Here is a 14,095-nt window from a genome sequence, read left to right as displayed (position 1 = left end):
TCGTACCGTGAACGGCGACTCATTCCCGAGAGGAAAGCGCCGATGACGATCGAAGCCGCAGCGCACACCGCCGCGCCGGACAGACCGGCATTCACCTATCGACGCCGGGGACGCTGGCTCGACCACTGGGAGCCCGACAACGCAACCTTCTGGGAGAACGGCGGGCGGCAGACCGCACGCAAGAACCTGAACATGTCGGTGTTCTCCGAGAACCTCGGCTTCAGCGTCTGGGTGCTGTGGGCCAGCGTGGTCACCGCCATGGGTTCGGCGGGTTTCCATTACATGACAGGCGCTGCGGCAGTAGGGAATTCGCTGCTACTCACCTCGACCCCCACCCTGGTCGGCGCGGCGCTGCGCATACCCTACACCTTCGCCATTCCGAAATTCGGCGGCCGGGCATTCACCGTATTCAGCGCGAGCATGCTGCTGATCCCGACGCTCGGGCTGGCCTATTTCATCAATCAGCCGAGCACGCCGTTCTGGGTCTTCATGGTGCTGGCCATGCTGGCCGGCGCCGGCGGCGGCAATTTCTCCTCCTCGATGGCCAATATCAATTTCTTCTACCCGGAAGGGAAAAAGGGTGCGGCCCTGGGCATCAACGCCGCGGGCGGTAATTTGGGTGTGGCACAGACCCAGTTGTTCGTCCCGTTGATCATTACCCTGGGCACCCACCTCATGGCCAAGAATCCCGCGGGTTACCGTTTCGGCATCACCCTGTCGGTGCTGGTCTGGATACCGTTCATTCTGATCGCGATGTTCGCCGCGCTGCGATACATGGATTCGATCGCCAATGCCAAGGCCGACGGCAGTTCCTATCGGCTGGCGCTGACCAACCGGCACACCTGGATCATGGCGCTGCTCTATGTCGGCACGTTCGGATCGTTCATCGGATACTCCTTCGCATTTCCCACGCTCATCAAGTCCAATTTCCCGGAATTGGCCAGGATCGGCTGGCTCAGCACCATCGGAAATCTGGCGTTCCTGGGCGCGCTCGTGGGCTCGCTGAGCCGCCCGTTCGGCGGATGGATCGCCGACCGGCTGACCGGCGCGCGGATCACCGCCTACGTCTTCGCCGGCATGGCCGCCGCGACGGTGCTGACCGTAATCGGACTGTCCGCCAAGAGCTTCCCGCTGTACCTCGTCGCCTTCCTGCTGCTGTTCGTGCTCAGCGGCGTCGGCAACGGCTCCACCTACCGGATGATCCCGTCCATCTTCGGCGCCGAGGCCGCGCGTCGCGCCTCGGAGGCCGGGCGGGACCCGTCGACCGCGGTGATCGCGGCCAAGCGCCAGGCCGGTGCGGCGATCGGTGTGGTCGGCGCGGTGGGCGCGTCCGGTGGCTGGCTGCTGCAGCAGGTCTTGCGCGAGTCCAGCATTCATTTCGGCAGGATGGCCCCGGCGATGTGGCTGTATGTGGTGGAGTTCCTCGTCCTGGGCGGGGTCACCTGGTGGTTCTATCTGCGATCGGCGTTCGCGGTGGACAGGATTCCGTCCCTGGCGTACGCGGACGTTTAGAAACCGGGTCGCCGGGCCACTATGTAAAGGCGGAATGTGCCGCAGTGATCCGGCCCTGACCCTGCCGGATTACCGAGTGTGGTCGTCGCCGGCCGAGATACGGCGACGACCGCACTCCCCTTTTCACACCAGCAGCCGCACCATATCGGCGGTATGCGCAAGCCCCGGAAATGCCTCCGGCGTCGAGCGCGGGTGCAGCGCATGCACCGCGAGCCGGAACATGACCGCCCGCAACATCATCTGCGACCATTCCGGCAGATCCGACCATCGCTCGAGCAGCCCCTCGTCCGCGCCGCCCCAGGCCAGCGCGTCGACCACGATCACCCCGGCCGCCCACGGCGCGGGCCGCCAATACGGGGTGATATCGGTCAGGCCCGGGGTGAGGGCGCCGCCGAACAACACGGTTCCGAACAGATCGCCGTGCACCAGTTGCGGCGGGGTCTGCACCGGTTTGCGCAGGGTCGCCAGCTGAGTGAGCATCTCGATGCTGCGCTGTCCGTCCGGCGTGGTGACCGGGAGCATGCCCCCGTTCTCGAGGCCGCGTAGCGGCACCGGCTCCCAGGCGGCACTGTCCGCGGCGACGAAGACGTCCACGTCCATCCACGGCGCGATGGGCTGCTGCACCAGAAAACGCGGCCGCTCGAGTTTCGCGGTGGCCGAATGCAGCCGCAGCGAGACCGACACCACCTCGTCGTGCCGGGGTTCGGGCGTGCCTTCGAGGAAAGTGTCCGCACGCCAACCGGAGACCACGTAGCGCCCATCGGTGGCCCGCACCGGCCGCGCCAGCCGCAGCCCGTCCACCTGGAGCGTCTCACGCACCTTCGCCGACCACGCGGATCGCGCGTGATCGGCGACCGGGGACAGCACCACGTCCCCGCATCGCCAGCCGCCGTCCCAATCCCCCAGCGGGACCGGCATCACTTCGCGAAGACCGAATGTGGCCCTGACGTGCTCGGGGGGTTCCACAGAAGTCACGTCCGTACGCTACTCCCGACCTGCGACGCTACGCCCGACGCCGCGCCGAAAACCAGGTTGGCGGCTTGCCGATCGCCAGCCGCCGACGCAGATCCGATGACGCACTCCGGTCGCGTTGCCAACGCGACGACTGATCTCGTGAGCACATGGGTAACTCACCGGGGACCGGCCCACCGCGAGCGGGCCGTCACCTGCCGGCCCGACGAGCAGGTCTCGTGGTAGGCAACGGCACGCTTAAGTCGCGGGGAGGCGGATCAGAGGCGGATCAGTAGACCGGCAGCGAGGGGTCTATTTGCTTGGCCCAGGCAATGATTCCGCCCTGCAGATGAGTCGCGTCGGAGAAACCTGCCTGCTTGAGCGCCGCGAGGGCCTCGGCCGAGCGGATACCGGTCTTGCAGTGCAGCACGATCGGGCGATTCTGCGGCAGCTCGGCCAGGGCCGCACCGGACAGGATGCGGTCCTTGGGGATCAGCTGCGCGCCCTCGATCCGGACGATGTCCCATTCCACGGGTTCGCGCACGTCCACGATCGCGACGTCCTTGCCCGCGTCGAGCATGTCCTTGAGCTCGCGCGCGGTGATCGTCGAACCGGCCGCGGCGGCCTGGCCCTCCTCGGACACCACGCCGCAGAACGCGTCGTAGTCGATCAGCTCGGTGATCGGCGCCCGCTCGGGATCGCGGCGCAGCTTGATGGTCCGGTAGCTCATGTCCAGTGCGTCGTACACCATCAGCCGGCCCAGCAGCGGCTCACCGATGCCGGTGATCAGCTTGATGGCCTCGGTCACCATGATCGAGCCGATCGAGGCGCACAACACGCCCAGCACGCCGCCCTCGGCGCAGGAGGGCACCATGCCCGGCGGCGGGGCCTCGGGGTACAGGTCGCGGTAGTTGATGCCGCGCCCGTCCGGCGCGTCCTCCCAGAACACCGAGACCTGGCCCTCGAACCGGTAGATCGAGCCCCACACGTAGGGCTTGCCGGCCAGCACCGCGGCGTCGTTGACCAGGTAGCGGGTGGCGAAGTTGTCGGTGCCGTCGACGATGAGGTCGTACTGCCGGAACAGCTCCACCGCGTTGTCGTTGTCGAGCCGGAACTTGTGCAGCACCACGTCGATTCCGGAATTGATCTCCAGAATCGAGTCCCGCGCGCTGTCGGCCTTGCTACGGCCGATATCGGATTCGCCGTGGATGATCTGACGCTGCAGGTTCGACGAGTCCACCTCGTCGAATTCCACGATGCCCAGGGTGCCGACCCCGGCCGCGGCCAGATACAGCAGCGCCGGCGAGCCCAGCCCGCCCGCACCGATCACCAGGACCTTGGCATTGCGCAGCCGCTTCTGCCCGTCCACGCCCAGATCGGGAATGATCAGGTGGCGGCTGTAGCGACCGACCTCCTCCCGGCTCAGCTCGCCGGCCGGCTCGACCAACGGCGGCAGGGGCTTCGGTGATGCTGACACGTTCTGAACTCCTTCTCTCCCCCGCCTCCCCGCGACTTCAGCGTATCGCTGCTTGCCACGCGGCCTGCTCCCCGGGCCGACGGCTGACGGCCCGCTCCAGGTGGGCCCGTCCCCGGCGAGTTACCCATGTACTTACGAAATCAACTGTCACGTTGGCATATTTCATCCCGGTCACTATCCGCGGGGATAGGGCCAGGGGTTGAAGCGGCAGGTCTTGCCGTCCTTGGGCACCACGCCCTGGGGGTCGAGGGCGGCGATGTCGTCGTTGCGGGTGCCGAAGGTCTGCTGCATCATCACCGGCGCCAGCCCGCCCTCGGACGCGCACGGTTGATGCTCGTGATAGCCGATGGCGTGGCCTACCTCGTGGTTGATCTGGTACTGGCGATACGAGCCGATGTCGCCCTCGAAGGCCAGGGCCCCGCGCACCCAGCGCACCTCCGAGAGCACCACGCGGCCCAGATCGGAGTTGTAGCAGGAGGAGTCGATCGGGATCTCGAAACCACAGGCGGATTCGGTGGTCGTGCGGGAGGTCAGCGAGACCCGGAAGTCCGGCACGCCGGAATCGATGCGGCGAAAGCCGAAGCGGGGGTCGTTGATCCAGCTCTTGGGATTGGCCAGGGTCGCCTCGACCATGCTGGCGACCGAGCCGTCGCCGCCGACTCCCGAGGTGTCGACCCCGTTCTCGATCTCGACGGTGTAGGTGAAGGTGTGTTGCTGCCCGGCGCCGACCGGCGCGGAGGTGCCCGGGACGACATGCCAGTCCCCGGCGCCGGCCTCGGTGAACGCGCCGCCGCCCGGCAGCGCCCCGGTGGGCAGGCTCGCCGCGAACCTGCCGTCACCGGCCGGTGGCCCGCCGATGATGCCGCTGTTGCGGCCGTTGGAGCTCAGGTGCCCGAGCCCGGGTCCGCCGGCGACGGCGACGCGGGGCCCGCCACCCCCCTTGACCGCATCCGCGATCACCAGTGCCGTCAGCAGGAAGAGCGCGGGCAACACGTAGGCCATGACCGCATCGACGCGGCCGCGTGCGGCCCCACCCTCCGATGATCCGTCCCGATGGTCGGTCACGCAGTTCAGACTCCCACACCTGGCGCGGCAGTACTCTGGATCTCACTTAGCTGACTTAGCGGAAACGGTTGCGGTTTTTCACACGGTTGTGCGAGATTGCTTACGACGGCCAGTTACTGACATGTTGCCAATAACTACCGGGATCAGCACTGCGGGGCACGGACGAGTATCGTTCGTGGGATACCCGTGCATACCTTTTCCGCCGGGAATCGATTGGGAGAGCCGAAATGACAGACCTCGTGGACCGGATGACGTCGTCCAGACTGTCGTCCGAGACCATGGCGCCGAGCAAGCGAGGAACCCGCCTGCCCCGCGATGCCCGCCGGGCGCAGCTGCTGGCTGCGGCCAGCGAGGTCTTCGTGCTACGCGGCTACCACGCGGCTGGCATGGACGAGATCTCGCAGTGCGCGGGTGTCTCCAAACCCGTACTCTACCAGCACTTTTCGAGCAAGCTCGAGCTGTATTTGGCGGTGCTGCAGAACTACATCGACGCGCTGGTGTCGAGCGTGCGCCAGGCGCTGCGCTCCACCACCGACAACAAGCAGCGCGTGCGCGCGGCCGTGGCCGCCTACTTCGATTTCGTCGATCACGACACCCAGGGCTTCCGTCTGGTCTTCGAGTCCGACCTGACCAGCGAGCCGCAGGTGCAGCGCCGCGTCGAGCAGGCCACCGAGGCGTGCGTGGACGCGGTCTTCGATCTGGTGGCCCACGACTCCGGGCTCGACCCCTACCGCGCCCGCATCCTCGCCGTCGGCCTGGTCGGCGCGAGCCAGATCACCGCCCGCTACTGGCTCGAGGCCGACCGCCCGATTCCGAAGGAAGAGGCCGTCGACACCACCGTCTCCCTGTGCTGGGGCGGCCTGAAAACCGTGCCCCTGCACCACTAGGCTCCCGCCTTCCCCAAACGAAAATCCGGGCCTCGACTTTCCAGTCGAGGCCCGGATTTTCGTTGCTCAGCGGGAGCTCAGACCGCGGCGAAACCCACGCGGCCCTGGGCGGAGGTGCCGATCTCGACGTACGCGACCTTGGCCGCCTGGATCAGGTACTTGCGGCCCTTCTCGTCGGTCAGCGACACCACGCCCTCCTTGGCGCTCAGCGCACCGGTCACCAGCGCCTCGACCTCTTCCGGGGTCTGCGAGCTGGTGATCACGAGCTCGCGTGGGCTGTCCGAGATACCGATCTTGACCTCCACGGCCATCCTCCTAAGTCCAGTTCCAGTCTGCACAAGGCTAATGCAGGACGAGCGGGCGAATGTAACGCTGTGAGCGAACTTGTGCGCGGACCAGGCGCTCAGCCGAGACCCAGTACCCGCATGCGCTCGGCGTGGCTGTTCTGCATGTGTTCGAACAGCGCCGCCACGCCGTTGAGATCGCCGGTGGCCACCAGCACCAGCTCGGTGAGCTCGTCGCGCTGGGCCATGACCCATTGTGCCTGGGTGATCGCCTCGCCCAGCAGGCGGCGGCCCCACAGGGTGAGCCGATCGCGCTGGGAGCGGGAGTCGGCGACCGCGCGGCGCACCTCCTCGACGACGAACTGCGAGTGGTTGGTCTCGGCGAGCACATCGCGCACAACCGCGGCCACCTCGGGCGCCAGCGCGCTGGCCAGCACGGTGTAGAAGTCCGCGGCGATGCCGTCGCCGACGTAGAACTTCACCATCGACTCGAGCCAGGTCGAGGGGTCGGTCGAATCGTGATAGGCGTCCAGCGCGCGCACGAACGGCGCCATCGCGTCGAACACCTCGACACCCCGCTGGGCCAGGGCATCCTCCAGGGTCTGGAAGTGGCCCATCTCCGCGGCGGCCATCGAGGCGACCGAGACCTTTCCCCGGAGCGTCGGAGACAGCTTCGCTTCCTCCGCGAGCCGGTAGAACGCGGAGATCTCGCCGTAGGCGAGCACGGCGAACAGATCGGTTACCCCGGGGTGATCGGCGGGGATGCGAACGGTGGAATCGGACGAAATATCCAGCGCGGCAGGCGGGTTTGCTCCCATGGCCTCCACCCTAGTAGGGGGTGCCGCGGCGCACACCACCGGACGAGACTTCAAATCCGGCACACCCGGATATCGCAATTGCGACGGCGGAAATCGGGCGACGGAAGATATCACGCTACAATCTGCGTGGGCAACGGAAATTTCCGCTCGGGTACCAGTTCGTGACGGGGCAGGTTCAAGATCGAGCAGAGGCGCCGTCGCCCAAATGGAAAATGTGCGCGCACCAGATCCGCAACACCGATGCGCCGCGCCAGGTTGATGCCGCCACCGGCATCCCGCAGCGGCCGAGGTGGTACAAACCGCCGGATATGTGGCCGAGAGTGGACCGCCAGGTCCGCCCCACACCTCGTGCGCGCGAGATGCGATACCGCGAGGAAGGCAAGAACCTGAGCAAGATCACTGTGGAACAGGAACCGGGGTTGACCGATACGCTGCTGACGGCAGAACTCGACCCCACACACACCGCACCGACATTCACCGAATTGGGAGTGCGCCCGGAAATCGTGCGCGCACTCGGCGAGATCGGAATCGAACGTACTTTCGCCATCCAGGAACTCACCCTGCCGCTCGCGCTGGCCGGTGAGGATCTGATCGGCCAGGCGCGCACCGGTATGGGTAAGACCTTCGGATTCGGCGTGCCGCTGCTGCACCGCATTTCCACCGCCGATTCGGGCACCACCGCACTGGACGGCACGCCGCGGGCGCTGGTCATCGTGCCCACGCGCGAATTGTGCATCCAGGTCACCCAGGATCTGGAGAATGCGGGCAAATATCTGAGCAATCATCAGGGCTCGCTGAAGGTGACCTCCATCTACGGCGGCCGCCCGTACGAGAGCCAGATCGAGGCGCTGCGCACCGGGGTCGACGTGGTCGTCGGCACCCCGGGCCGCCTGCTGGACCTGGCCGAGCAGCAGCACCTCATCCTGGGCAAGGTCGGCGTGCTGGTGCTCGACGAGGCCGACGAGATGCTGGATCTGGGCTTCCTGCCCGATATCGAGCGCATTCTGAGAATGGTCCCCGAGAAGCGGCAGACGATGCTGTTCTCCGCGACCATGCCCGGCCCGATCATCACCCTGGCGCGCACCTTCCTCCACAAGCCCACCCACATCCGGGCCGAGGAGCCGCACGATTCGGCCGTGCACGACCGCACCGCGCAGTTCGTCTACCGCGCCCACGCGCTGGACAAGAGCGAGCTGGTCGCGCGCATCCTGCAGGCCTCCGAGCGCGGGGCGACCATGATCTTCACGCGCACCAAGCGCACCGCGCAGAAGGTCGCCGACGATCTGGCCGAGCGCGGCTTCGCGGTCGGCGCCGTGCACGGCGACCTGGGCCAGGTCCAGCGCGAGAAGGCGCTGGACAAGTTCCGCAAGGGCAAGATCGACGTGCTGGTCGCCACCGACGTGGCCGCCCGCGGCATCGACATCGACGATGTCACCCACGTCATCAACTACCAGTGCCCGGAGGACGAGAAGACCTACGTGCACCGCATCGGCCGCACCGGTCGCGCCGGTCGCACGGGCGTCGCGATCACCCTGGTCGACTGGGACGAGCTCAACCGGTGGTCGGCCATCGACTCCGCGCTGGGGCTCGGGATTCCGGAGCCGGTCGAGACGTATTCGCGCTCGCCGCACCTGTTTTCGGAGCTGGGCATCCCCGAGGGCGCGACGGGCACGCTGCGCCGCAAGGTGGAACGCGACGAGGACGCGGTCGTGGTGGAGCGCGAGCCGCGCGCCCCGCGCCAGCGCAACCGCCGCCGCACCCGGGGCGGCCAGCCGGTCGAGGGCGACGAAAATGCCGAGGGCGCAACCGATATCGACGACGAGGCCACCGATTCGCCTGCGGCCGAAGCTGATTCGGACGAGGACTCGGTGAAACCGGCCCGCCGTCGTCGTCGCCGCCGCTCCCCCGGTGGCGCGGATGCCGCCGCAGAGGGTGCGCAGGAGTCGGCCGCGGCGGACTCCGACGAGGCCGCATCCGTGGACACCGCCGGGTCCGCCGATGATGCCGCGACCACCGATGAGGGTGACGAAGCCGCCAAGCCCGCCCGTCGTCGGCGGCGCCGTCGCAAGCCCGCGGGAGCCGACAGCGGGAGCGCGCAGGCCGACACGCCGGTCCCCGCATCGGCCTGATTCCCCGGTAGCGAAACCGATCCGGCCGGAGGCCGTCGCGGACATCCGCGACGGCCTCCGTCGTCCCGGCAGCCGCCGTAACGCTCGTCCCGGCCCATACGCTCCGCCTCATTCGGTCAACCCGGCGTGGTCGTCCAGAACCACCGGCCCACCGATCCCGCATCCTCCGCGAGGCGTGGTTCCCGCCGCGCACGGCAGGTGATGTGGGCCCACGACGCGCTGGCCGCCCGGCGCCGCTGGATGCCGTGGGGGCGATCCGGAACCGCGGGTCAGGTCCCTGCGGGAGCGCCGAACGAGATCCGAGCCGGGCGCTGGTGGCCGCCGCGCGCCGACGGCACGATCAGGTGTCTCAGTTCGATCGGCTAGTCTCGCTGACGTGCTCGCACCCGAGCGGCGGACGCGCGCCGATATCTATGCAGCGGTTGCGATCGCCCTCGCCGTGGTGATCGCGATCATCATCGTGTGGTCGATCAGCGACGCGCGCGGGACCACCTCCGAGCCCGCCGCCCAGCCGGCCACCCAGCCCCCGGCCGCCGCGCAGTTGCCGCAGTCCCTGCGCGAGCTCTGGCACGCACCCGACGGGGCAGCCCTGCGCGCGCTGACATCGGGCGGGGTCGCGGTCACCGGTGACGGCGGCACGGTGGCCGGGCTCGACCCGGTGACCGGTAAGCAGCTCTGGAAGTATCAGCGCGATATCCCGCTGTGCGGGGTGGAGGCGCAGTACGGCACGGCCGTGGTCACCTACCGCGATCGGCGGGGCTGCAGCCAGACCACGATGCTGGCGGCCGACAGCGGCGCCCGTCGCACCGCGCGCAGCAGCTATATGGATCACGCGATCACGCTGACCTCGGACGGCACCTATTTCCTGGCCCAGGGCTCGGATCGGCTCGAGGTGTGGCGCTCGGATCTGGTGCGCACCCTGGAATTCGGCTACGTCGACGCGCCCGTGAACACCAAGACCCAGCCCCGCACGGGCTGCACCCTGTTGTCCTCGGGATCGAGCAGCACCCGCCTGGCCGTGCTCGAGCGCTGCCCCGGCGACGGCTCGGACCGGCTCAGCGTGCAGAATCCGGTGCCCAAGGACGCCACGGTGCCCGAGGAGTACGGCTCCCACGTGCTGACCGAGCCCGGCGCGGCCGTCGACGGCGCCCGCGTGATCGCGGTGTCGGACAACCGGATCGCGCTCTACCTGCCCGGAACAGCCACCAGCCCACCGGAATTCGAGATCTACGACGCCGCCGCGAATTCCATTGCCGAACACCAGCTCACCGAACCGCTCTCGCCGGACATGTCCACCACCCACATCGGGTCGGCGTACCTGGTCTTCACCGGCCGCAGCGTGATCGCCCTGAACGCCACCACCTTCGACCCGATGTGGTCCAGCACCGAAGCCCTGGGCTCCCCCGCCCTGATGGCCGACCAGATCATCGTCCCGGTGGCGGGCGGCATCGCGGCCCTCAATCCCGAGACCGGCGCGGAGACGACGCGAATTCCGGTGCAGCGCAGCAACTACAACAACGGCCCGATCTCCCTGGCCGTCGTCGGCAACACCATCCTCGAGCGACGCGGCGGGCAGCTGTACGCTCTCGGCCGGCCGTAGGCCCTCGGGTCCGGCCTCCGCACACCCATCGGCGACGATTTCGCTTCGAGCTTCAACTGAAACCTGTTACAGTCTGCCGATTCGAGGCGGTCATAGACCTCGTTGCGAAAGGCTCGGTCATGTTCGACAGACGTCTGGTGGCCCGTAATAGTATGCGCCACAGGGTAACTCGCCGGAGATTTTTAGCGGGGGCAGCGTTGGCGGCGGGGGCGATGACGCTGAATCCGGCGGCGTGGACGGCAAAGGCGACGGCCGCGCCCATCGGTAACGGGGATCACGTGCCGATCCTGATCATCGGCAGCGGTTACGGCGGGGCGGTCGCCGCGCTGCGGCTGTGCCAGGCCGGGAAGAAGGTCGCGATGGTCGAGATGGGGCAGAGCTGGACCACCGCCGGATCGGACGGAAAAATCTTCTGCAACATGCTGAATCCGGATCAGCGGTCGTATTGGTTCCGGACGAAGACCGATCAGCCGGTGGGATATTTTCTCGGAATCGACATCAACAAGTCGATCAGTCCCAGTGACGCCGGCGTGCTGGATTCGGAACATTTCGCAGCGACCCGCGTGTACCAGGGCCGAGGCGTCGGCGGCGGGTCGCTGGTCAACGGCGGCATGGCGCCGCGGCCCCTGCAGAGCTATCTGGCAACCGTGCTGCCGTCGGTCGATATGACCTCGATGTACTCGACCTATTTCCCGCGGGCCGAGGCCGGTCTCGGGGTCAATACGATCGACCAGACCTGGTTCGCCTCCGCGGCATGCTACGAATACGCCCGGGTCAGCCAGAAGACCGCCAACAACGCGGGCTATTCGACGGTATTCGTGCCCAACGTCTACGACTTCGGCTATATGAAGCAGGAACAAGCCGGCACCGCAACGAAGTCGGCGCTCGCCGAGGAGGTCATCTACGGCAACAATTACGGGAAGAAGTCGCTCGACAAGACGTATCTCGCAGTGGCCGCGGCAACCGGCAACCTGAGCATCTCGCCACTGCACAAGGTCACCAGCGTTGCACCGGCGACCACCGGATACACCATCGTGATCACCCAGACCGATGTGCTGGGCAACACCGTCGCCACCAAGACCGTCACCGCGGACAAGGTGTTCTTCAGCGCCGGAAGTGTCGGCACCAGCAAACTACTGGTCACCATGCTGGCGACGGGCAAGCTGCCGAATCTGTCGAGCACCGTCGGCTCCGGCTGGGGCAATAACGGCAATGTGATGGTAGGGCGGGCCGGGTTGGATCTGACCGGGGCGACGCAATCGGCGATCCCCTGCATGGGTATCAATAACTGGGCCGATTCCGGGGGGCCGGTATTCGCCGAAATCGCCCCGTTCCCAACGAGTACCGAGAACGGCGTCAACCTCTATCTGGCCATCACCGAGAATCCCAACCGCGGTAAGTTCAGCTACAACTCGACGACCGGCGGGGTCGACCTGTCCTGGCAGGCGTCCTACACCCAGCCCTCGATCACCGCAGCCAAGCGCGTGTTCGACGCCATCAACGCCAAGGCGGGCACGGTCTACCGGTCGGATCTCTTCGGCACGTACAAAATTTGGGGCGACGACTTCGTGTATCACCCCCTCGGCGGATGTCTGCTCGGGCAGTCCACCGACAATTACGGTCGCCTCAGCGGATATTCGGGCCTGTACGTCATGGACGGCTCCCTCATACCCGGCAGCACCGGGGTCAACCCGTTCCTGACCATCACCGCCCTCGCCGAACGCAATATCGAGACGATCATCGCCGCCGATTTTGCGTGAGCCGCCGTTCGACATCCGCGTCCGCAGACCGGAATCGGCCAGCTGCCGCGGACCGCTCGGTGCCGCTCCTGGGCGTCACCGAGCACACGGCGAACGACGGTGCGCCCCGGTTCAGGCCAGGTGTGCCGACAGCAGCCAGGCGGGTACCGATTTGCGGCCCGGGCCCTCGTCGCGGATGCCTTCCTCCCGGACGAAATCCCCGAAGCCGGCGAAATTGTCCGGGATGTTGGCGTGAATGCGGGCCGGGCGGATCTCATCGATCGTCCAGTACGCACCGACTACTTCCCGCAGCTCCTGCTCGGTGACGGGGTTGACCGGGGCCTGTTCGGGCAGCGCGCCGCGGTCGAAGACCAGCACGAAGTAGGAGGCGCCGGGGGCCGCGGCGCGCACGATGGATTCCTGGTAGCCCTTGCGCAATTCGACCGGCATCGAGTGGAACAGGGTGCTGTCGACGATGGTGCCGAAGCGCCCGTCGTAGCCGGTGAACGAGCTGATGTCGGCGACCTCGAAGCTGGCGTTGGCCAGGCCGCGCCTGGCGGCCTCGGCGCGCGCGAGTTCGACGGCCGTGGATGACTGGTCGAGACCTACTGTCGTGAAACCCTTTTCGGCGAGATAGAGCGACGCCGCGGCCTCACCGCAGCCGGCGTCGAGCACCTCGCCGTGGAACTTCCCCCCGTCGATGAGCGCGGCGATCTCGGGCTGGGGTGCCCCGAGACTCCACGGCGGCCGGTTCCCCTCACCCAGTTCGGGAGCCTGGCCACGGTACGCGGATTCGAACATCGCTTCATTCGAAGGACTCGTCATCTCCCTATGGTATGTCAACCTGGTTGATATGTGTCAAGATGTTCGGCATGGAGGGTTTCGAGGAAAAGCCCCTCGGTTACCTTCTGTACCGAGTGATGTCGGCGTTGCGTGCCGAGGTGACCGCGACGGTGCTGGAACCGCTGGAACTGGCCTTCCCCGAATACCTCTGCCTGCGCATGCTGTCCCAGTCCCCCGAGCAGTCCAACGCGCAACTCTCGCGCATCGCCGGGGTCTCACCGCAGGCGATGAACAAGGTGATCCGCGAACTCCAGACCCGCGGCCTGGTGGCCCGCCCCACCACCGCATCGTCCGGCCGCTCCCTCCCCACCACCCTCACCCGCGACGGCAGATCCCTCCTGGACCGCATAGATCCCCTCATGCTCGAGGCCGAACGCCGAGCCCTGTCCAACCTCACCGCCCCCGATCGCCGCGAATTACGCCGCCTCCTCGGCGTTGCCGGTTCCCCCCACCCGAACCCGACCGAACCCTCGCATCCCTAGCGAACCCCACGGGCCGGATAGGTGCGCCACGGTTCGTCAGCTTTTAGGGTTGATCGTGCTCAGTTTGGATCTCCACCCCATCTTCCGGAACAACCGCGACATCGACCTGGCCATGCGCCAATTCCTCATCTCGGCCGCCGCCTCCGGCGCATCGGTCGCCGAGATCGTCCCCGGCAAGGGCTCCGGACAGCTCCGCACCCGCGTGCTGCGCTTCCTGGACCAGAAACACATCCGAAAGCTGTACGCGCGCAGGGAAACCGACCCCGCCAACCCCGGCCGCGTGCTGGTGTACTTCCGGTAGGCCTACC

General features: G+C 67.2%; 13 protein-coding genes. 7 read left to right on the top strand and 6 right to left on the bottom strand.

From position 1 onward, the window contains the following. Nucleotides 1–42 precede the first annotated feature (42 nt). The gene (locus ABH933_RS15095) at nt 43–1,512 is read left to right on the top strand and encodes an MFS transporter (protein ID WP_429425524.1); all 1,470 of its coding nucleotides are present in this window, start codon (nt 43–45) and stop codon (nt 1,510–1,512) included. A gap of 123 nt (nt 1,513–1,635) precedes the next feature. Here ABH933_RS15095 and ABH933_RS15090 read toward each other — a convergent pair whose 3' ends face one another. From ABH933_RS15090 to ABH933_RS15080, 3 genes are all read right to left on the bottom strand, one after another. Beyond that, entirely contained in the window at nt 1,636–2,487 is an 852-nt protein-coding gene (locus ABH933_RS15090; protein ID WP_429425526.1) for a TIGR02569 family protein, read from the bottom strand. Between the two features lie 265 nt (nt 2,488–2,752). Then, the gene (moeZ, locus tag ABH933_RS15085; protein ID WP_429425528.1) at nt 2,753–3,940 is read right to left on the bottom strand and encodes an adenylyltransferase/sulfurtransferase MoeZ; all 1,188 of its coding nucleotides are present in this window, start codon (nt 3,938–3,940) and stop codon (nt 2,753–2,755) included. Nucleotides 3,941–4,114: 174 nt separating this feature from the next. Further along, nucleotides 4,115–5,005: a DUF3152 domain-containing protein gene (locus ABH933_RS15080; protein ID WP_429425530.1), complete on the bottom strand. Its 891-nt coding sequence runs from the start codon at nt 5,003–5,005 to the stop codon at nt 4,115–4,117. A 227-nt stretch (nt 5,006–5,232) separates the two neighbouring features. Here ABH933_RS15080 and ABH933_RS15075 point away from each other — a divergent pair, with 227 nt between their 5' ends. Next, entirely contained in the window at nt 5,233–5,892 is a 660-nt protein-coding gene (locus ABH933_RS15075) for a TetR/AcrR family transcriptional regulator (RefSeq protein ID WP_429425531.1), read from the top strand. Between the two features lie 77 nt (nt 5,893–5,969). Here the strand turns inward: ABH933_RS15075 and ABH933_RS15070 are convergent, their stop codons facing one another. Next, a complete protein-coding gene (locus tag ABH933_RS15070; RefSeq protein WP_215918377.1) occupies nt 5,970–6,197 on the bottom strand; it encodes a DUF3107 domain-containing protein in 228 nt (75 codons plus the stop codon). Nucleotides 6,198–6,295: 98 nt separating this feature from the next. Continuing rightward, nucleotides 6,296–6,994, bottom strand: a complete 699-nt coding sequence (locus tag ABH933_RS15065) for a ferritin-like fold-containing protein (RefSeq protein WP_215918376.1) — start codon at nt 6,992–6,994, stop codon at nt 6,296–6,298. Between the two features lie 359 nt (nt 6,995–7,353). Here ABH933_RS15065 and ABH933_RS15060 point away from each other — a divergent pair, with 359 nt between their 5' ends. The 3 genes from ABH933_RS15060 (at nt 7,354) to ABH933_RS15050 (ending at nt 12,483) form a co-directional block, all read left to right on the top strand. Beyond that, nucleotides 7,354–9,123: a DEAD/DEAH box helicase gene (locus ABH933_RS15060; protein ID WP_429425612.1), complete on the top strand. Its 1,770-nt coding sequence runs from the start codon at nt 7,354–7,356 to the stop codon at nt 9,121–9,123. Nucleotides 9,124–9,499: 376 nt separating this feature from the next. Then, nucleotides 9,500–10,723: an Rv3212 family protein gene (locus ABH933_RS15055; protein ID WP_429425534.1), complete on the top strand. Its 1,224-nt coding sequence runs from the start codon at nt 9,500–9,502 to the stop codon at nt 10,721–10,723. A gap of 212 nt (nt 10,724–10,935) precedes the next feature. Further along, nucleotides 10,936–12,483, top strand: a complete 1,548-nt coding sequence (locus tag ABH933_RS15050) for a GMC oxidoreductase (protein WP_245401063.1) — start codon at nt 10,936–10,938, stop codon at nt 12,481–12,483. A 111-nt stretch (nt 12,484–12,594) separates the two neighbouring features. Here ABH933_RS15050 and ABH933_RS15045 read toward each other — a convergent pair whose 3' ends face one another. Then, nucleotides 12,595–13,287 (bottom strand): class I SAM-dependent methyltransferase, encoded by a 693-nt coding sequence (locus ABH933_RS15045; RefSeq protein WP_429425536.1) that lies wholly within the window; start codon nt 13,285–13,287, stop codon nt 12,595–12,597. 47 nt (nt 13,288–13,334) lie between these two features. Here ABH933_RS15045 and ABH933_RS15040 point away from each other — a divergent pair, with 47 nt between their 5' ends. Further along, a complete protein-coding gene (locus ABH933_RS15040; RefSeq protein WP_429425538.1) occupies nt 13,335–13,787 on the top strand; it encodes a MarR family winged helix-turn-helix transcriptional regulator in 453 nt (150 codons plus the stop codon). 64 nt (nt 13,788–13,851) lie between these two features. Next, entirely contained in the window at nt 13,852–14,088 is a 237-nt protein-coding gene (locus tag ABH933_RS15035; protein WP_429425539.1) for a Smr/MutS family protein, read from the top strand. The last annotated feature ends 7 nt before the right edge of the window (nt 14,089–14,095 follow it).

This window comes from Nocardia sp. GP40 (assembly GCF_050434125.1).
GTDB lineage: Bacteria > Actinomycetota > Actinomycetes > Mycobacteriales > Mycobacteriaceae > Nocardia > Nocardia albiluteola.
The sequence above is the reverse complement of the archived record's forward strand: the minus strand, read 5'-3'. Positions and strand labels throughout refer to the sequence as shown.